This window comes from Clostridium sp. CTA-5 (genome assembly GCF_054768135.1).
The window spans coordinates 307,729-329,433 of record NZ_BAAAAT010000003.1 but is presented as its reverse complement, the minus strand read 5'-3'; the positions used below and the strand labels follow the sequence as shown (position 1 = coordinate 329,433).

The window sequence follows — 21,705 nt, the reverse complement described above, 5'->3', positions numbered from 1 at the left end:
AACATGAGTAATTACAGTAATCAAAATTTGGTTCCTGAAGCAAAAAGCGGATTAGCAAAATTCAAAAATGAAGTTGCTAATGAAATGGGCGTACCATTTAAAGAATATAATGGAGATTTAAGTTCAAAACAATGCGGAAGCGTTGGCGGTGAAATGGTTAAAAGAATGGTTCAACAATATGAAAAAAATCTTTAACCATAAATAAACATCTAAATATTTTAGAGGATAGTTTTAAACTATCCTCTATTTTTAATTGAAAAATTATATACTTCTAAATATTTAATAAATTCTGAAAATAGTATTGTTTTTTATTTAACAATGTAGTATATTATAACTATAGAGATAAATAATATTTTACAAATTAGTTTAATCTAATAAATTCTCTATTTTAATAGTAATTTTTTTAGTTACATAAACCATTAAACAGCTTAATTTAGGTGTTTACAAGTAAACTAAATTAAACCAAAGCAGAAAATGAGTTATTCTTGAATTTTATAATATAACATTTAACTGCAAGAAGACTTAAATGAAATTAAGAATTACTTTGTATCTAAAGTAATCGTTTTTATAATTATTATTGTTAAGAAAATAACATTTTATTTGACTAGGGGGATATTTTTATGAATTATTTAGAACAATTAAAAAACAAAACTATCACAGTAGATACTGCATTATCACTTGTTAAATCAAATGATGAAATTGTTACTTCATTAGGACCTTGTGAAGCTACACTATTTATGTCAAGACTTCATGAGATAAGAGATAAAGTAGAAAACGTATCAGTTGTTAGTATGCTTAGTGCTTTAGATTATAAATATCACACTGATCCAAGTATGGCTGGACACTTTGTAAATGAGAGTACTTTCTTTGCTGGACCTGCTAGAAAGGCTCATCCAACAGGATTAGTTTCATATATACCAACACACCTTAGATATTCTGCTATTAACAGATTAAGCTATAAAAAACCTAATATCTTCGTAGGTGCTGCTACTCCAATGGACGAGCATGGTTTCTTCTCATTATCACTTTCATTAGTATACGAAAGAGATTCTTTAGAAAACGCTGATATCGTAATTTTAGAAATAAACGAAAATCTACCTAGAGTTTTAGGAGATACTTGTATTCATATAAGCGAAGTTGATTATGTTTATGAAAGTAAAGAAAAAGTTCCTGAATTAGTAGCTAAACAGCCTACTGAAAAAGATTTTATAATAGGTCAATATATTGCTGATTTAGTAGAAGACGGTTCTACTATTCAACTTGGAATTGGTGGTATTCCTAACGCTGTTGCTAAATCTTTATTAACTAAAAAAGATTTAGGAATCCATACTGAAATGATTACTGAAGGTGTAGTTGATTTATTTGAAGCTGGAGTAGTAAATAATACAAAAAAGACACTTCATAGAAATAAAATTGTCGGTGCTTTCGCATTTGGATCTAAAAGATTATATGATTTCTTAGATGATAATCCTTGTATAGAAATGAAAAGATGTTCTTATGTAAACAATCCTTATGTATTAGCTAAAAATAAAAAGATGGTTTCTATAAACACATCACTTTCTATAGATTTAACTGGACAATGTGCATCTGAAAGTTTAGGTTTTAAACAATATAGCGGAACAGGTGGACAAACTGATACTGGTGTAGGTGCTCAAATGAGTGAAGGCGGAAAATCTATAATCGCATTATACTCTACCGCTAAAAATGATACTATTTCTAGTATAACTGCAAGTCATTATATGGGTGCAGCAATTACATATTCTAGAAATGATGTTCAATATGTTGTTACAGAATATGGTGTAGCCAATCTTCGTGGTAAAAGTATTAGAGAAAGAGTTGATAGCTTAATAGCTATAGCTCATCCTGATTTTAGACAAGAACTTAAAAAGGAAGCTGTTAAAAATAGAATTTGGTAATAAAAGGAGTGATTTTAATGGATGAAAGAGCTAAATTAAAGGAAATCTTAGGAAAGTTAGATTTAATTAATAGCAAAGTTAATAACATTCAATATCAAATTTTCCAAGCAAATCAATGTAACACTAGCGGAAGTTATGTAGATTTCTTATATGAGAATTATACTGAATCACTTATTGAAAATGTTTGCCAAGTAATAGGCGATTAGAATCTTAAAGGGTGTTTACAAAATATAATAATTTTGTAAACACCCTATTTTAAATTAACAACATACTCTAATATGAAAATAATTATCTATAATTTTGTATTATAAGCTGAATATTACTAACACCATTATATTCATTTATACTTGGATAAAATATAAAATCTATATTAACACTATTATATTGACCATCATATAATTTCTGTAATTCTTCATTCCCGTACTTATTTATTATTGTATTCTCAAATTCATTAATATCGCCAAAATAGATTCCATCAATAATCTTTCCTAACTCCGTTTTAAGCTTAAGCTTTAATACATTATTGTTTTTACCAAGAACCATAGCTTTCGTCACACATATATTCCTTGCACCAAATAAAGGTTTAGAATTACCTTTTCCAAATGGTTCCAAAACTTCTAAATCATTTATCATGTCATAATTAATATAATCTAAATTTAATGGTAAATCTATTGTAACTTTAGGAATAAGTTCTTCTTCTGTAAGAATAGTATTTTTATTAAGTTCTTCTCTAAATTTATCTATATTTTCTTCTTTTAAAGACAATCCTGCTGCCATAGGATGTCCTCCAAATTTATCTAACAAATCCTTACATTTCATTAATTCTTCAAACATATTGTATTCTTCAATTGATCTTCCTGAACCTTTGATTCCATTTTCCGCTTTTGTAAGTATTATTGTTGGAACATTATATTTTTCTCTTATCCTTCCAGCTATTATTCCTGCTAAACTTTCATGAACTTCTGGTATATATATTAAAAAAACTTTATCTTTTTTAATATTAGTATTCTCTACAATATCTATAGCCCTCTCTACGCCTTCAAGAGTCATATCTTTTCTTTCATTATTTAATTCTACCAATTCATCTGCTAATATTCTTGCTTCATTTTCATCTTCTGATAATAATAATTTTAGCCCTCTTTTAGCAGAATCTAATCTTCCAGAGGCATTTATACATGGTCCTATAACAAATCCTAAATGATATGTAGATATTTCTTTATCAGACATATTTGTTGCATTTATCAACGCTTTTAATCCTAAGTTTGTTGTTTTATTTATCATATCCAAACCATTTTTAACAAATATTCTATTTTCATCAATAAGATCTACAACATCACAAACAGTAGCTATAGCAACAAATTCTATTAATTTAAAACTTTCTTCTTTTTTAATATCCATTTCATTAAATAAAAATTGAATTAATTTAAATGCTACACCTGCGCCACATATCTTATCAAATTTATATTTACACTCCATTTGTTTAGGATTAACTATAGCATCTGCCTCAGAAGATATAAAAGTTCTCGTCCCATTTTCCCCTTCAACAAATGGTATATCATGATGGTCAGTTACTATTACTGTCATTCCTAATTGTTTAGCATACTTTATTTGATCAATTGCTGAAATGCCATTATCACATGTTAATAATGTATCTACACCATCTTCATTTGCTTTAAGAATTATATCTTTATTTATTCCATATCCATCCTTTATCCTATCTGGAATTTCATAATCTACATTTGCTCCACATTTTTTTAATGAAGTATATAATATATATACGCTAATCACTCCATCAACATCATAATCTCCAACTATCCTTATTTTAACTTGTGATTTTATTTTATTCTTTAATATATTAACAGCCTTTTCTATATCCTTCATCTCACTTGCATCATAAAGGTTTTCAACAGTAGGATTTATATAATTTTTTATCATATTATCTTCTGTAATATCTCTATTTATAATTAATCTACTTATTAATTCACTTATACCATATTTTATAGAGATTTTTTTAAAATCTGCTTTTTTATTTTTTACAAACCACTTTTCTAGCATGTTCCCTCCAAATCTTTAATTAAAATTCACTTCTTGTAATACATAATAATTTTTATAATACACATTAAAATAATATTAATCTTTATTATAAATGAATATTTTTCAAAATAGTGTACATTCCTTTGTCCATGATCTCCATCTATAATATCAACATACACTTAAAACATAGCTTTATAAATAAATATTTAAATTTTCTCCCTCTATTTATACATTTAAATAACAAATAATCCACAATTTTCCTGAATATTTTAACAAAATAGGAATAAAACTGTGGATTATTTAAGAAAATTCTTTACTACTTATACAGCATAGAGTTAGCTAATTCATCAACTTTCTCATAACCTAATTTTTCTATTAACTTGTAAGCAAATGCCATAGCTGTTGCTGGCCCTCTACTGGTTATTATATTACCATCAACAACAACCTCATCTTCTAAATAAGTACAATTACCCAACTCATCTTCAAAACCTGGATAAGATGTTACATTTTTTCCTACCGTTATTCCTGCCTTACCTAATACTATTGGAGCTGCACATATAGCCCCTATCAATTTTTCACTACCATTATATCTATTAATAAATTCTATTACTCTAGAATCATCCCTTAAATTAGTTGCCCCTGGCATTCCTCCTGGAAGTACAACTAAATCATATTCTAAATTTTCATGAAATATTTTATCAGCTTTTATAACTACTCCATGAGAAGATTTTACTAGTTCTTTGTCCATAGATACTAAATCACAAACCATTCCTGTTCTTCTTATAATATCACTTATTGTTAAAGCTTCCACTTCTTCAAAACCTTCTGCTAATAATACACATGATTTTTTCATTCAAATTCCCTCCTAAATACCTTAATAAAAAAGGATGTTTAAAAAACTCAAAACATCCTTTACTTTTTTAATTATAACTCATCAACTAGATACATAAAAGTATTTAATAAGGCACATGAACTTGTTATTTTTTGACTGTGCCTAAATCAAAATGTATCTTATTATTATACTATTAATATATCTTTAATTTCATCATCAACCATTAACATTACATTAGTACCTCTACCTGCTCTATTTTGCAGTTTAACTTCATCAACTTTTAATGTTAACTTTTGCTTATCTTTTGAAGTAAGTAAAATTTCTTGAGTTTTTGGAGATATTATAACCGTATTACCTTCACCTTCTAAATATTTAGAAATATATGCTCCAAATATAACTTCATCTTCATCTCTTAAACTAATCCCAGTAACTCCAGATGCTATTTTTCCCATTGTATTAACATTCTCAACTGGGAATCTGATAGCCATACCCTTTTTAGTTATTATAAGCAAATGACCCAATGTAACTCTATCAATATCTACCGATACTACCTCATCATCTTCGCTTTTTAATTTATAATAACATTGTTTATTTATATCACCTTCAAATTCTTGAAGTAATGTTTTCTTAACTAATCCCTTTTTACTAAATGAATATACTGCTAATTTATCATCATAAGAAGATAGTGTACATATCTTAACAACCTTTTCTCCTTTTTCCATCTCTCCAGTATATAATTCTACCTTCAATTCATTTTCCATTATATTTTTCATTAAAAATACTGGAATTTTATACATATTTCCCTTGTTAGTAAATAAAGCTAAATATTTTAAAGAATTAGTTCTAGTTTTTAATGCATCTTCTTTAATTTTCTTATATGACTTAAATGTATTTTTCTCTGTAACTCCAATATTAAACTCAAAATATTCATCTTCTTTACGATCTTCTATCTCAATTATTTCATCATCAGATGAAAGATTGAACAATTGTATTGCAAGAATATTTCTTGGAACATTTTCAAGTTCTGGTATTTCCACAACAAAATCCAATCCTAATTTACTTTTAACTCTTAAATATTGATTTTCTTCTTCAAAGTCTTTAATCTTAACATTTAATAATTCATCTCCATCACGCAATTTTAAAGCTTGTAATTTTGCATATGATGTTTCAAATTTATCTAATGAAGTTTCCTTTATTCCACCGTTTTTAGTTATGAATCTAAATAATTTATTAGGATTAAAATTATCTACTGATGCTACATTAATTATTTTTTCATCTTCTAAATCTAAAGATTTTATTATTTCATCTAATCTTTCGCCTTTTTCTTTCCACTTTAATTCAGGTATATTTATACTTTTAACTTGATACATAAATCCTTTATTAGTGAATATAAGTAAATTATCTCTTGTATTAGAACTTATAAGATGTTCTAATGAATCTCCTTCTCTATAATCTATATCATCTGGATTAAAATTAGATCTATTATAATTCTTAAGAGGTATTCTTTTAATAAACCCATCTTTGGATAAAGTTATCATAACTTCTTCTACTACTATTAATTCATTAAGGTCAATTTTACTTTTACTATCATCTTCTACAATAGCAGTTCTTCTTTCATCACTATATTTATCACTTATTTCTTTCAATTCAGATTTTATTACTTTTAATAATTCTTTTTCATCTGATAATATTTTTTCTAATCTTTTTATTATCTTTTGAAGCTCTTTATATTCTTTTTCAAAAACTTTTATTTCAAGTCCAGTTAATCTATATAACATTAATTCCAAAATAGCTTGAGCTTGTTCTTCTGTGAATTCAAATTTATTTATTAAATTAATAGATGCATCCTTTTTAGATTTAGAGTTTCTAATTGTTACAATAACTTCATCTAATACATCAATAGCTTTTATAAAACCTTCAACTATATGATGTCTTTTTTTAGCTATTTCAAGTTCTTTTTTACTTCTTCTAGTTACTATCTCTTTTTGATGATTTACATAATAAGTAATCATTGCCTTTAAACTCATTGTTTCAGGCTTTCCATCTGCTAATGCTACCATATTGAAATTTATATTACATTGTAAATCTGTTTTTTTAAATAAATATTTTAATACTTTATCCACATTTTCTTCATTTGCAGTCTTTTTAAACTCAATAACAGCTCTTATTCCGTTTCTATCAGATTCATCTCTAATATCTGATATTAACTCTAATGCTTTAGAATGCCTTTTATCTCCTGTCATTTCTGAAATTGTTTGAAGTATCTTTGCTTTATTTCTTTTGTATGGGAACTCACTTATTACTATTCCCAATCTTCCATTTTCTAATGTTTCAATTGATGTTTTAGCTCTATATGCAACCTTTCCCGTTCCTGTTTCATAAGCTGATTCAAGTGAATTCTTTCCTATTAAGATTCCTCCAGTAGGTAAATCGGGTCCTTTTATATAATCCATAAGCTCTTTAGTTGAAATTTCATTATTATCTATATAAGCCAGTACACCATTAGTTACTTCTTCTAAATTATGAGGTGGGATATTAGTTGCAAGCCCTACTGCTATACCGAACGCTCCATTTACTAAAAGATTTGGGTACCTACTAGGCAATACCTTAGGTTCAACTTCACTATCCGAATAGTTAGGAATCATCTCTACAGTATCCTTATCTATATCTCTTATCATTTCCATGGAAATAGAAGCAAGTCTGGCTTCTGTGTAACGCATTGCTGCTGCACTGTCTCCATCTATAGATCCCCAGTTACCATGCCCATCTATTAAAGGTATTCTCGTTGAAAAATCTTGTGCTAAAATTGTCATTGCATCATATACCGATGTATCTCCATGCGGATGAAATTTACCTAAAATATCTCCTACTATTCTTGCTGATTTATAGTATGGTCTATCTGGAAAAGCCTTTAAAAGATATGCCCCATAAAGTATTCTTCTATGAACCGGCTTTAATCCATCTCTAACGTCAGGAAGTGCTCTATCTTTTGCCACTTCTATTGCATAAGGTAAATAATTTTCCGGCATTGCTTCTTCTAAAGGAATTCTAATTATATTATTATCCTTAGGGATAGTTTTAATCTTCTTTGCCATAATTTTTCTCCATTCTTAGTTTAACAATTAATAACCATAAAGTAATTTTTAACTTTAAATAAAATTTCTTATTAAAATGATTATTAAAAATTTCTTCAAAATTTATCTTAATATATATATGTTCTAATCAAGTCAATACATTTATAATTTTGTATCTAATTTTTATAGCAAACTAATATCTCTTATTAACAATATACAGTTAGAATCATATATATCAAAAATTCTCTATATAAATTCCGTACTATAGTAGTTTAATCATAAGATTTGTAACTATATATAAGATTTATATTACTTAACAAACTTTATTGAAACTTATATATTTTCAAAAAAGCTCATAAAATGAGCTTTTTACTTAATTGTACACCTATATTTCAAGTAAATATTAATATTTGATATAAAAGCAAACTGGTATTGGAATTTACTGTTTATAATCTCCTAATTAAGATTTGTACAACTATTTGCTTGTCAAAAATGAGAATCCAAATTTCATATTTGGTTCTTACAACTTTCACAGCGTACAACCTCTAATTGGAAGCATGCATTAATTCGACTAATCTTTATTTTTAGAGTTATTAAAGCACATTCCTATGTCCATGAGCTTTATAGTAAATATCAAAATCATTTTAAATATATTCAATATTATTTATTAGTTAAATTCTCCATATTTGTACATATAGTTTTTTCGAGGTTCTACTATGTCTCCCATCAAAAGAGATATCATCTTTTCTGCTTTCGCTGCATCATCTATTGTAACTTGCATAAGTGTTCTAGTTTCAGGATTTAAAGTAGTCTCCCATAATTGATCAGGATTCATTTCTCCAAGACCTTTGTATCTTTGTATTAAAGCACCCTTTCCTATATCTTTCTTAGCATCTTCTAAATCATCATCACTATAAGCATATTTTACTGTTTCAACGCCTTTGTTTACTTTATAAACCTTATATAAAGGTGGTTGTGCTAAATAAAGATGACCATTTGCGATTAAAGGCCTCATATATCTATAAATATACGTCATCCATAAAGTCCTTATATGATATCCATCTACATCAGCATCACTCATTATTATTATTTTATCGTATTTCATATCTTCTTGTTTATAATTATCTAATATTCCAGTACCAATAGCTGTATTAAATATTTTTAGTTCTTCTGATGCTAATACATTTTCTAATTTTTGTTTCTCAGTATTCATTATTTTACCTTTAGAAGGCATGATAGTTTGAAATCTTCTATCTCTTGCTTGTTTTGCAGATCCACCTGCTGAATCTCCCTCAACTACTATAAACTCGTTTACTTCTTTGTCTTTCAACGTACACACTGCAACTTTTCCAGCTAATGGTGAAGTTCCTATTCCAACTTTTTTCTTTTCTGCATCATTTATTTTTTTTATTTTATCTCTTCTTTTAGCTGACTCTAAAGCATTATTAATTAATATTGTTGCTAATTCCTTATTATCCTCAATCCATTCCGAAAATTTAGTATAAACCAAATCATTCATCATAGTATATGCTTCATTATTACCAAGCTTAGTTTTAGTCTGCCCTTCAAAGATAGGATTAGTTATTTTGATTCTAAGTATTGCTGTAATCCCTTCTCTTAAATCATTACCTTCAAACTCTTTATCCTTTTCTTTAATCAAGTTAAGCTTTCTAGCACCTTCTTTAAAAGCTCTTGTCATACCTGTTTTAAAACCTGTTTCATGTGTTCCTGCTTCAGTAGTAGGTATATTATTTACATAACTTGCTATATATTCTGTAGACGAATCTGTAAATTGAATACATACTTCTCCATGTATTTGTATATTATTTATTGTTCTATCTCCATCAAAAATTATAGGAGTGTCATGAATTACAGTTTTACTTTCATTTAAATAATTTATAAAATCTAAAAGCCCATTTTCCGAATAGTATTCTTTTTTAATCTCTTCAGACTTTCTTCTATCTATAAGCTCTAATCTTATACCTTTATTTTGGAAAGCCAATTCTTGTAATCTGCTGTCTATAATATCAAATTTAAAATCTACAGTTGAAAATATTTCATTATCTGGTCTAAATGTAACTTTAGTCCCACTTCCTTTTGTCTTTCCGATTATTTGTAACTTAGATACAGGAGTTCCTGGCATATTCCTTTTTAATTCTTTATCAAAAGCATATTCAAATCTTTGCCTATATATATTACCATTTTGATATACTTCTACTTCAAGCCATTTAGATAATGCATTTACAACTGCTGCTCCAACACCATGAAGTCCACCAGAAGTTTTATAATTTTTATTATCAAACTTACCACCTGTGTGTAATTCTGTAAATACCATTTCAACTCCTGTTTTTTTCTTTATAGGATGAACTCCTGTAGGTATACCTCTTCCATTATCAAGAATTGTAACACTCTTATCTTCATTTAAAGTTATAGTTATTTTATCCCCATAACCATTACTAATTTCATCTATAGAGTTATCTATTATTTCCCATATACAATGATGTAATCCTTTCATCCCTGTAGAACCTATATACATACCTGGTCTAATTCTTACTGGCTCTAATTTTTCTAAAGATGTTAAATCTGTTACATCATAATTACTGTTTTTTAATTCCATAAGGTCCTCCTAAAAATATACTAATAAATTGAATATAGTAATAACCAATATTTATTTATCATAAATATTCTTTTAAATCACACATATAAATAAATCAATTTATTAACTCATATTTTCTTATTTAGCTACAATTATTTAAAAATCCTTTATTTTTATCTAGATTTTAATATATATAAGTTCCAATAAAGTTTGTTCATTAATATAAATCTTAAAATATTTATAACTATTACGATTCATAAATTTAGTCAGGAACATATATAGAAAATTTATGATATATATTATTCTAACTCGATATTGTTAATTAAAGATATAATTTCCTATAAAGATTAATTAAAAAATTATAAATGTATTAACTTAATTAGAACATATATATAAATAATCACTTAAAACATAAGATTATTTTCAAATAATTTTATTATAATCACTACATAAGCGAACTTATGTACTGGTTCACTATAAAAATATACTTTATTTCATAGCTAATGTCAAAGTTAACATTAATATTTTATCTTAAAATATACACTTTAAGGACATGAAATAAAATAATAGACCAAAGAGGTACTGTATATTTTGTGTCAGACAAAGAAGCAACTTCAGTTAATAGCGAGCTATTAGCTAAATTTGCTGATTCAGTATGACTCAAAATAGATGAGTATACTGGTCTATTATTTTTTTGAATATTCCTTATTTATTGTATAAATATAAAATAAGAGTGCTTTATTTTATAAGAAACAAAACATAAAGTTTTAAATTACTTTCTAATAAGCACTCTCTTAATATTATATTTTTATTTATTAATAGCGAAACTATACATCATATATTTCAATACTTCTAACGTGTTTAGTATGGCTCCACTCTTTATTATTCTTATTTATTATTCCTTGTATCGTAATTGGTATCCATGTTATTGTATATATTCCATATAATAAAAATCTAAAAAATAGTACTAAATTCTTTTTACCTAATAAAATTAGAACTAAAAATAGAAACGCTAAATTAAATCCTATTGTTATTCCTAAAGAAACAAAATAGTTTTCTACACCCTCTAAAAGATACGGAATAACAAATACATTAGTTGAATATATAACAGTCATGGTTAAAAATGCCTTTGATACTTTTTCTTCTAAAGCTAATACTACAGGCGTAATAATAAATTGAATCAAAGCAAAAACCTTCCATCCAATATCACTCAATAGATAACTTAAAATAAATATGTCCCTTCCAGCTGAAGAATCAACTTGAACAACTGTTAAAATTGCAGATAAAGCCAACATTAGAGTAACAAATGGTTGTAATACATATAATGCACAATCAAAAATATACCATTTTCTTTCTTTAATTGACTTCTTAACTAACTTGAAAAAATATCTTGATGCTACATCAGTAAAACCTTGCATCCATCTTTTTCTTTGGGTCCATGATTGAGCTAATTTTAAAGGCTTTTCATCATAAATAATAGCATCATGTGCCCAGCCTACTTTTGCTCCATTAAGAACAAGTTTACATGTAAACTCTAAATCCTCTGTTAAGCATGTAGCTCCCCAACCTAATTCTTTTAATGTTTCAGTATCAATAGCAAATCCTGTTCCTCCTATTTGATTAGAAAATCCAACATTTGCTCTTGCTAATTGGAAAAGTCTGTTTTGAGTCCAAAAAGCTATTGAATAAGCAGTTGCAATCCAAGAATCATCCGGATTTTTACTGTCAATATACCCTTGTACAACTTTATAACCTTGACACATTTTTAAATTTATTTCTTTTAAGAAATTTTTATGTACAAGATTATCAGCATCAAATATAGCTATTGCATCATACTGTTTTTCCATTTTAAATAGATTTGCAAACATCCATTCTAATGCATAGCCTTTACCTCTTTTATCTTTTTCAAATCTTTCACAAACATTTACCTTATATTTACTTGCTATCTTAGCAGTATTATCCGTACAATTATCTGCTATTACAAAAATGTCATACATATCTTTAGGATAATCAAGATTCAACATACTCTCTATAAGCTTACTAATAACTACTTCTTCATTGTGTGCTGCAATTAGTAACGCAAATTTTTTCTTTGGAGTATAATCTTTTTTTTCTTTCTTTCTAACAAGTCCGAAAAATCCTAATACCATATAATACACGGTTAATGTAAAAACTAATATTTGAAATACAGCTGTTATGGTAAAAATGTATTTTCCCATTACATTCACTCCTAATGCTAAATGGAACTCATTTTCCATTCATTATTTTATATACACATTTTAATTACATCTTTATTTAATATATTTCAATATAACTAAAAAATCAAGTGTATATTTCTTAAGATAAAATTAAATTTATTTAATTTTCTTATTATGTAATCATTTACCTTTGCTTTTCTTAATTTCTTTAACTTTTCTTTTACATATAGTTTATATTTTTATGTTACCCTTATATTAAAATATTTATTAATAATATTATGAATTATGTCTATTTTAAATAATTCTTTGTTTTAGGCACATAAAAAATACTAGACTAATTTAAAACCCTTAAATTTAAAAACACAAGTAAATAAATTTAAGGGTCAATTCTTTTATATTATTTTATTTAATTATACAAGACCTTGAGCCATCATAGCTTCTGCTACTTTCATAAATCCAGCTATATTAGCACCCATTAATATATTTCCTGGTTGTCCATACTCTTCTGCTGATTTTTTAGCATTATGATAAATATTTTTCATTATTTCTTTAAGTTTTTCATCTACTTCTTCAAATGTCCAAGATAATCTCAAACTATTTTGTGACATTTCAAGTGCTGAACAAGCCACACCACCAGCATTAGCCGCTTTAGCTGGTCCAAATAATACATTATTATTTTGAAATAATTCTATCGCTTCTAATGTCGAAGGCATATTAGCGCCTTCAGCTACAACTTCAACTCCATTAGCAACTAATATTTCAGCAGATTGCTTATTAATTTCTCCTTGAGTTGCACATGGAAGAGCTATATCACATTTTATTTCCCATATTTTATTGCATCCTTCTTGATACTTAGCATTAGGTACAAAATCTAAATATTCTTTAATTCTTCCTCTTCTAACTTCTTTTATATCTTTAATTACATTTATATCAATTCCATTTTCATCATAGATATATCCATTTGAATCACTTAATGCTACCACTTTAGCACCTAATTCTTGAGCCTTTTGTGTTGCATATATAGCAACATTACCTGAGCCTGAAACAACAACTGTTTTTCCTTTTAAACTCATACCATTATCATTTAACATTTCTTCTGAAAAATATACTAATCCATATCCTGTAGCTTCAGTTCTAGCTAAACTTCCCCCAAATGTTAATCCTTTTCCTGTTAAAACACCTTGTTCACTTAAAGACTTTAACTTTTTATAATATCCATAAAGATAACCTATTTCTCTTCCTCCAACACCAATATCACCTGCTGGAACGTCCATATTTCCCCCAATATATTTGTATAATTCAGACATAAAACTTTGACAAAATCTCATAATTTCATTAGCTGATTTTCCTTTAGGATCAAAATCAGCTCCACCTTTTGCTCCGCCTATTGGTAAACCTGTTAAAGAATTCTTAAAAATTTGTTCAAATCCTAAAAATTTTATTATACTTAAATTAACTGATGGGTGAAATCTTAATCCACCTTTATAAGGTCCTATTGCATTATTGAATTGAACTCTAAATCCTCTATTTACTTCTATCTGACCATTATCATTCATCCAAGGTACTCTAAATATTATTTGTCTTTCTGGCTCAACTATTCTTTCAAGTAAAGAAGCTTTAATAAATTCAGGATGTTTTTGAAATACAGGTACTAAAGAAATTAACACTTCCTTAGATGCATCTATAAATTCTTTTTCTCCTGGGTTTGTCTTATTAATTTTATTTAACACTTTGTCAACATATTGTTTTGCTTCCATAATTAAATTCATCTCCTTAAATTTTATAAAAAAATTGAATATTATAATAAAATATTTTTTTGAAATTCTTAGTGTATTTTGTATTAAACAAATTAAAAATAAAATCAACTCATAATATCAACTAATTTTTATGCTTTAGTACAATGCAAAATAAGTAAGATTTCCAGGCTATTATTTGGATTAAAATCCAAATTTTATAATCACCTATAATAATACATTAATTCCATATTTTTTACCATAAAATTATTTAATTATATAAAATATTAACAATATATCTGTTTTTGCTCTTTTTTATTGATAATTTATTAACAAAACTTTACTCTGTGATTTCTTTAATAACAACCTCTAAAAATTTTATTTTGTTACCTTTTGTATGCATATAAATTAATGGTAATATAAGTACCCCTCCAACTGTTCCACAAATTATATCTGTCATTGTATCAAGTAAACTATTATTTTGAGAAGTTAGACCAAATATTTGATCTGTTAAAAACTCCCATATCTCCCATGCTCCAGCCATAGCAATTGCAAATATAAATGTAAATATTACTGCAAATTTAGCATTCAATTTATTTTTCTCTTTATATTCAAAATAAATATATATAGCAAAACCAACTATCCCTAATATAATTCCCGAAGCCAAGTGAAGAATTTTATCATAATAAGTTATATATGTGTAAATATTTAATACATTTCCTAAATATATAGACATAATTATAAAGATTAATCCTAAAATATACATAATTTTAGATCTTTTCATAAATGTAAAAGAAAAAATAATTTTCATAGCTATAATAGCTATAAAAATTAAAGCAATTCTTCCAACTTTATTTCCATCATAAAATACTACATTAACAATTGAATGTAATACTAAATAAATTGCTACTAATATAGTTATTATCTGATCATATGTCATCTTTTTTTTCAAACTAAATCTCTCCTTCTCACTTCTTAATTAGGCTATATTTTAAAACTATATTCATATTCTAATATGAATATAGTTTTAACAAATGTTTTTACTTGTAATCTATTCTTTGTACTTTAATCAAACTTAATTTAAACATATCTATTTAATCTTTTCTTGAAACTTAAAATTAAGTATCCTGATATTATACCACCTAAAAATCCTCCAATATGTGCTTTATTATCTACATTAGCAATACTAAAACCAATTATTAAATTTAATACTATTATTCCTATTAAATTTATAATTGAACTTTTTTCTATTTTATGTCTTTCCTTTATTGCAAAAACTAAAATTGCCCCTAATAATCCAAATATTGCTCCTGAAGCTCCTATTGATACATACGGACTAAGTAAAAAACTCAATAAACTACCTGTTATACTTGATATTAAATATATACTTATATAATTCTTAATACCATAAATTTTTTCTACTTGTGGTCCTAATATATATAACATATACATATTGCCTGATATATGAATTAATCCTCCATGTAAAAATGCACATGTTACTAGTCTCCAAATTTCTCCTTCATAAATAAGTTTATTATATTTTGCCCCAAAATCTATTAATACATCTACATCTATAGAAAATATACTTTTGGATAGAAATGCCGTTACTAGAAAAAGTATAATATTTATGCCCATTATAATTAATGTGATCCTTTTGTTATTTAAATATTTATTTACTTTAACTTCATCTCTTTTAGCATACTGATTAATTATAGCTTCTAATGGCTTACAAGAACCATCATATGAAATAGTATTATATGTTTTTTTATCAATAATTATTTTATTAACATATTCTTGATTTCTATTTACATATTCCCCATTTGATAAAACAACTAAATTAAATACAAAAGATTTTCCCAATGTCTTTATGTATTCAAATGCTTCATAAACATCTACTTCTTCATATTTTTCATCTGTTACTAAAACACAATATATATATTCTTGTATATCTTTTATTGCAATATAGCATTCATTTTTATGAAAGTTACTATAGTATTGTTTCATATAAAAGTACTCATTATTTATTAAATATTTATACAATATATTACTAAACTCAATCATTTATTTTGCTCCCCCTTATCTATAATTAATCTATTAATAAAAATTTAAAACATTTATAAAATAAATTTTTCATTAATTAATATAACCAATACTATAATATATTAAAAAGAGGCTGCCTCAAAAACATCTTTATGCCTTTGAGATAGTCCTCTATTCACTTACTATGTTTTAAGTAGTTATTTATATTTTAAAACATAGTTTATTTATTTTTATATAACATATTTAATCTTATCTATCTAACATATCCAACAACTCATTAAATCTTTTTATTGTTGCTTCTAAAGGTTTGTCTGTTGTCATATCTACACCCGAATTTTTTAATATATTTATTGGATAGTCACTGCCTCCTGCTTTTAAAAACATCTTATATTTAGCTACTGCATCTTCTTCTCCATTTAATATTGAATTTGAAAATGCTGAAGCTGCTGCATATCCTGTAGCATATTGATACACATAAAAATCTGAATAAAAATGAGGAATTCTTGACCATTCAACATCAATTTCTTCATCAATTATAATCTTATCTCCAAAATATTTAACATTTAAGTCATGCCATGCTTTATTATAGTCTTCTGCTGTTAAAGGCATTCCTTTTTCTAAGCTTTCATGAGTATATAATTCAAACTCTGCAAACATTAACTGTCTAAATACTGTAGTTCTAATTTGTTCTAATTCTTGATTAATTAAATAAAGTTTTTTCTTTTCATCTTTCTCTTTTTCAATTAAATGATGAATTAATATTGATTCATTAGTTGTAGAAGCTACCTCAGCACAGAATAATGTATATCCTGCATAATAATATGATTGTTCTTTTCTTGAATAATAAGAATGAATAGAATGACCCATCTCATGTGCTAATGTAGAAACATCACCTAATTCATTATTATAATTTAAAAGAACATATGGCATTGTATCATATCCCCCCCATGAATATGCTCCACCTTTTTTTCCCTTATTTTCATATATATCTATCCAACCATCCTCTATTCCACTTTTAAAAATAGTTAAATACTCATCTCCTAAAGGTTTTAATGCTTCTAATACAATTTCTACTCCTTTATTAAAGTCTATTTTTTCTTTTGGAGTTTCAATAACTGGAACATATAGATCATACATATGAATTTCATCTAAGCCTAAAAGCTTCTTTTTCACATCAACATATCTATGAAGTGAATCTAAATTATTATCTATAACCTTCACTGCATTTTTATATACTTCTACTGGAATATTATTAGGGTTAAGAGAAGCTTCTATTGCTGAATTATACTTTCTTACTTTACTATTGAAATTAAAATTTTTAATTGAACATGTTAAAGATGTAGCTAATGTATTTTGTAATTTTTTATATTCACCAAATAATTGTTTAAATGCATTTTTTCTAACTTCTCTATCCTTGCTTCTTATAAAAGATGAATAATTTCCTTCAGTTAATTCCACGTCCTTTCCATCTTCATTTTTTATCTTACCAAAGCTCATATCAGCATTGGTTAAAATATTATGAATATCAGATGGAGCATCTAAGCAATCTGAAGCTAATGCTAATAATTCTTCCATTTCTTTTGATAATATATGTGGTTTTTCTTTTAATATATCATCAAATAAAAATTTAAAGGGTTTCAATTCATCTAATTTTTCTATTTCTTTTTCAATAAACCCATCATCTAAGCTTAAAATTTCTGGAACAAAGAACGAAGTATATCCAGCAAATTCCGCCATATATATATCAATCTTACTCATTAAACTTTGATATGTTGAATTTGAAGTATCTTCATCTGATTTTAAATGTGCATAAACATATAATTTTTCTGCTTTCCTTGATATCTTTTCATTTAATTTTAGATATTCTAATATCTTCTCGCCAGTTGTTAAATTGCCAGAAAACTTCTTTAAATTAGGTGCTTCATTCTTTAAGTCCTCAAAATCTTTTTCCCAATCATCAATATTTTTATATACTTTTTCTACCTTCCATTTAAACTTAGAATCAATTTCTTCTCTCTTTTTTAAATCTTCCATTAATCTTTCCCTCCTCTAAAACAATTTAAAGGGATGTTTTTATTCACTATATTTAAACTAATGTTGATATTAAGTATAATAGCAAACTTCTCTGTCGATGAACTTTACATTTAATATCAACTTATATATTACATTGATTTTAAAACACTCCCTTTAGTATTTAGGCATCTCCAAATAAATAGTCAGTATTATTGTCTTTTTTGTACTATACTGAGTAATCAAATACAGCTAATAGCAGTAGTATTAAATGTATTTATTTCCTTGTCTAGTTCAAAAAAAAACTACTAAATCTTTGACTAGTTATTTATTTTACGATGCATTATTCCTTATAAATTATTCTTGATCAATATATTCTTCTTTCTTATCTTTAATATTTTCCCATACATTATTCATTTCTTCTTCAATTAAATAAATACATTCTTGTACTTTTTCTTTCATAACTTGGAAATCATCTTCATATTTAAATTTTATAATATATGTAGGATTATATTCTTCTAAATCTTCTTGAATTTCATATCCTTTTTCTATAAAAGATTCAGTATTAAATAAATCATATATAGCTGAATATTCCCATTCTTCTACGTTTTTATTAGTATCAAAATACATATATACTATTTCATCTAAAACATAAAACTTTTTAACACAAATTCCACCTTCACTAACTTCAAAACTTCCTAATTCTTTTTTTATAAATCCTGTTTCTTTATCTTTTTCCATTAATACTAAACTTGAAAAATCCATAACTATGCACCATCCTCTTAGTGTTTAGGCACAAAATTTAATGCGCCTAATGTAATAAATACATTATAAGTACATTTTATCCTAATAAGCAATAGAGATTCCTCTTTTATTAATATTTTTCCTAAATATTACATATGACTATTTTATTATTTGGAAAAATATGGTAATATTTTCTTAATGTTAACGTTTAAGGAGGTATTATATGAACACAAAAAATTCATCACAAATGAATAAAAATAGAAATAAACCACTTAAATTAAATAAACATAAGAAAAAAAGGTTAAATAAACATAGAAAAAAAAAGATTTTAAAAAGCTATTTAAGAATATTTTTATCTCTATTTATTATCATATCTATTGGTTTTTTTACAGCAAAAAAATTATATCTTACAAATAAATGTACAGATTTAGCTTACTCTGTAGAATATAACTTTACTAGTGGATTAAGTGATAAAGATAAGCTTTTAAGAGTACAGCAAATGGATTTGATATACTCTGATGGTGAGACTGCTGTAGTAGAAGCATCTGGTCTTTCTAAATCAGAGCCTCATAAACAAACATCATTACAAGGAAATTTTAGAAAAGATAAAAATAATTCTTGGATATTAGAAAAAATATATCCTCTTATATCATCTAATGAGTAAATTTATATATAATTTGGAAATAATTGAAATACCAGATCTATATATTAACTATTACTTAAAACTAACAACTCTGTTAATAGTTTTAAGTAATAGTTGCAACTAATTTGCAAGTAAGTATATAATATATTTAAGCTTTTAGATGTAATATCTAACTAGATTTTTTAAGGAGCTGATTATTTTTTGATTAATATAAATAATTTATCATTTTCATATACAAATAAATGTAAACCACTTTTACAAAATATAAACATTAAAATTCCAGATGGCATTTATTTATCTATATTAGGAGAAAATGGTAGCTGTAAAAGTACTTTAATAAAACTAATTTTAGGTTTATTAAAACCTACTTCCGGATCTATAAATTTAGATTTTAATAATATTTCCTATGTACCTCAAAGATTAGACAGTTTTAATTCTCAATTTCCTATAACTATAAATGAAATTCTATCAATACATGCTAAAACTATGGGAATAAAGAATCAGACTAAAATAAATGAAGCTTTAAAAAAAGTTAATATGGAAAACTTTAAAAATAATCTAATAGGAAATCTTTCTGGAGGTCAACAACAAAGGATATTTATAGCAAGAGCTTTAATAGGAAATCCAGATTTAATAATACTAGATGAACCCTCAACTGGTGTTGATGAAAAAAATCAAAATGAAATTTATCCATTATTAAAAAGTTTAAATAAAGATTTCGGTAAAACTATAATTTCAGTTGAGCATAATACCAAGATTGCAATTAAGTATTCTACTCACATTTTAAAAATACATAATGGTACTCTTAACTTATATACAACTGATGAATTTGTTAAACATCTAAAAAATGAAAAACAAACTTCTTTTGCTATATAAGGCATATTCAAAAAAATAATAGACCAGTATGCTTGTCTATTTTGTGTGATACTGCGTCAGCAAATTTAGCTAATAGCTTTTTATTAACTAAATTTACTTCCTTGTCTGACGCAAAATATATAACGTCTCTTTGATCTATTATTTTATTTCATGTGCCTAAAAGAAGTTTTAAATATATCTATTAGAAAGGTACTCTCATATATGTTTGAATTAAATTTTATGCAAAATGCATTTATGGCAGGATTTATTGTGTCAATATTGTGTCCATTTATTGGACTTTTTATTGTTCTAAGAAGAAATTCTATGATTGGTGATACATTATCGCATTCATCATTTGCTGGCGTAGCAATAGGACTTGTAATAGGAATAAATCCTTTGCTTACAGCATTTATATTTACATCATTTTGTGCTATTATAATCGAATTTTTAAGAAGCTACTATAAAAAGTATTCTGAACTAGTTATGTCGATTGTTTTAACTTTAAGCTTAGGTATAGCAATTATTTTAATAAGTAGTGGTAAAGCTGCCACAAAGGTAGATTCTTTTTTATTTGGTAGTATTTTAACTGTTACAAAACCGGACATATTATTAATTTCTATTATTGGTGTTATATGTATATTGTTATTAATTTTAATATACAATAAGTTAATATATGTAACATTCGATGAGGATGGCGCTAAAACTAATGGAATTAATGTTAAATTGATAAATTACATATTTACTTTACTTGTAGGGGCTACCATTTCTCTTTCAATAAGAATTATGGGAGTTTTAGTAGTTTCATCTATAATAGTTGTCCCTGTAGCAACTGCAATGCAATTAAAAAGAGGTTTTAATAAAACATTACTTTTTGCAATCTTATTTGGATTTTTAGATGTTATGTTAGGGCTTATGCTTTCATATTATATTAATAGTGCACCAGGTGGAACAATAGCTCTTACTTCTGTTATCACATTAATACTAACATTAGTGCTAAAAAGTGGATTAAAAAAATAGTAAAAACATAGAT

Annotated in this window: 16 protein-coding genes; 6 read left to right on the top strand and 10 right to left on the bottom strand. The window is 26.0% G+C overall.

Features of this window, described 5'->3' with window-relative positions; translation table 11 throughout:
• The first annotated feature begins 3 nt into the window (after positions 1-3).
• From ACYUET_RS09460 to ACYUET_RS09450, 3 genes are all read left to right on the top strand, one after another.
• Positions 4-195 (top strand): alpha/beta-type small acid-soluble spore protein, encoded by a 192-nt coding sequence (locus tag ACYUET_RS09460; RefSeq protein ID WP_460279081.1) that lies wholly within the window; start codon positions 4-6, stop codon positions 193-195.
• 425 nt (positions 196-620) lie between these two features.
• On the top strand, positions 621-1,916 hold the full coding sequence (locus ACYUET_RS09455; RefSeq protein WP_460279080.1) for an acetyl-CoA hydrolase/transferase family protein: 1,296 nt from the start codon (positions 621-623) through the stop codon (positions 1,914-1,916).
• 17 nt (positions 1,917-1,933) lie between these two features.
• Positions 1,934-2,122, top strand: coding sequence for a hypothetical protein (locus tag ACYUET_RS09450; protein WP_460279079.1), 189 nt, complete (start codon positions 1,934-1,936; stop codon positions 2,120-2,122).
• A gap of 82 nt (positions 2,123-2,204) precedes the next feature.
• Here the strand turns inward: ACYUET_RS09450 and recJ are convergent, their stop codons facing one another.
• The 10 genes from recJ to ACYUET_RS09400 form a co-directional block, all read right to left on the bottom strand.
• Entirely contained in the window at positions 2,205-3,971 is a 1,767-nt protein-coding gene (gene recJ, locus ACYUET_RS09445; RefSeq protein WP_460279077.1) for a single-stranded-DNA-specific exonuclease RecJ, read from the bottom strand.
• Positions 3,972-4,266: 295 nt separating this feature from the next.
• Positions 4,267-4,803 (bottom strand): DJ-1 family glyoxalase III, encoded by a 537-nt coding sequence (locus tag ACYUET_RS09440; protein WP_460279075.1) that lies wholly within the window; start codon positions 4,801-4,803, stop codon positions 4,267-4,269.
• A 164-nt stretch (positions 4,804-4,967) separates the two neighbouring features.
• Positions 4,968-7,877 (bottom strand): DNA topoisomerase IV subunit A, encoded by a 2,910-nt coding sequence (locus tag ACYUET_RS09435; protein WP_460279073.1) that lies wholly within the window; start codon positions 7,875-7,877, stop codon positions 4,968-4,970.
• A gap of 646 nt (positions 7,878-8,523) precedes the next feature.
• Positions 8,524-10,473 (bottom strand): DNA gyrase/topoisomerase IV subunit B, encoded by a 1,950-nt coding sequence (locus ACYUET_RS09430; protein ID WP_460279071.1) that lies wholly within the window; start codon positions 10,471-10,473, stop codon positions 8,524-8,526.
• Positions 10,474-11,279: 806 nt separating this feature from the next.
• Positions 11,280-12,671 (bottom strand): glycosyltransferase family 2 protein, encoded by a 1,392-nt coding sequence (locus ACYUET_RS09425; RefSeq protein ID WP_460279069.1) that lies wholly within the window; start codon positions 12,669-12,671, stop codon positions 11,280-11,282.
• 389 nt (positions 12,672-13,060) lie between these two features.
• The gene (gene gdhA, locus ACYUET_RS09420; RefSeq protein ID WP_460279068.1) at positions 13,061-14,407 is read right to left on the bottom strand and encodes an NADP-specific glutamate dehydrogenase; all 1,347 of its coding nucleotides are present in this window, start codon (positions 14,405-14,407) and stop codon (positions 13,061-13,063) included.
• 316 nt (positions 14,408-14,723) lie between these two features.
• Complete coding sequence (locus ACYUET_RS09415; protein ID WP_460279066.1) at positions 14,724-15,335, bottom strand: hypothetical protein; 612 nt, start codon at positions 15,333-15,335, stop codon at positions 14,724-14,726.
• Positions 15,336-15,463: 128 nt separating this feature from the next.
• The gene (locus ACYUET_RS09410; protein WP_460279064.1) at positions 15,464-16,444 is read right to left on the bottom strand and encodes a rhomboid family intramembrane serine protease; all 981 of its coding nucleotides are present in this window, start codon (positions 16,442-16,444) and stop codon (positions 15,464-15,466) included.
• A gap of 228 nt (positions 16,445-16,672) precedes the next feature.
• Positions 16,673-18,457: an oligoendopeptidase F gene (pepF, locus tag ACYUET_RS09405; RefSeq protein WP_460279063.1), complete on the bottom strand. Its 1,785-nt coding sequence runs from the start codon at positions 18,455-18,457 to the stop codon at positions 16,673-16,675.
• Between the two features lie 333 nt (positions 18,458-18,790).
• Entirely contained in the window at positions 18,791-19,198 is a 408-nt protein-coding gene (locus tag ACYUET_RS09400; protein ID WP_460279062.1) for a DUF6762 family protein, read from the bottom strand.
• A gap of 202 nt (positions 19,199-19,400) precedes the next feature.
• On the opposite strand from ACYUET_RS09400, the gene ACYUET_RS09395 reads away from it, so the two are divergent.
• The 3 genes from ACYUET_RS09395 to ACYUET_RS09385 all read left to right on the top strand — a co-directional run bounded on the left by ACYUET_RS09395 (position 19,401) and on the right by ACYUET_RS09385 (position 21,692).
• Positions 19,401-19,841: a hypothetical protein gene (locus ACYUET_RS09395; protein WP_460279060.1), complete on the top strand. Its 441-nt coding sequence runs from the start codon at positions 19,401-19,403 to the stop codon at positions 19,839-19,841.
• Positions 19,842-20,021: 180 nt separating this feature from the next.
• The gene (locus tag ACYUET_RS09390) at positions 20,022-20,696 is read left to right on the top strand and encodes a metal ABC transporter ATP-binding protein (protein WP_460279059.1); all 675 of its coding nucleotides are present in this window, start codon (positions 20,022-20,024) and stop codon (positions 20,694-20,696) included.
• A 201-nt stretch (positions 20,697-20,897) separates the two neighbouring features.
• The gene (locus tag ACYUET_RS09385; protein ID WP_460279057.1) at positions 20,898-21,692 is read left to right on the top strand and encodes a metal ABC transporter permease; all 795 of its coding nucleotides are present in this window, start codon (positions 20,898-20,900) and stop codon (positions 21,690-21,692) included.
• The last annotated feature ends 13 nt before the right edge of the window (positions 21,693-21,705 follow it).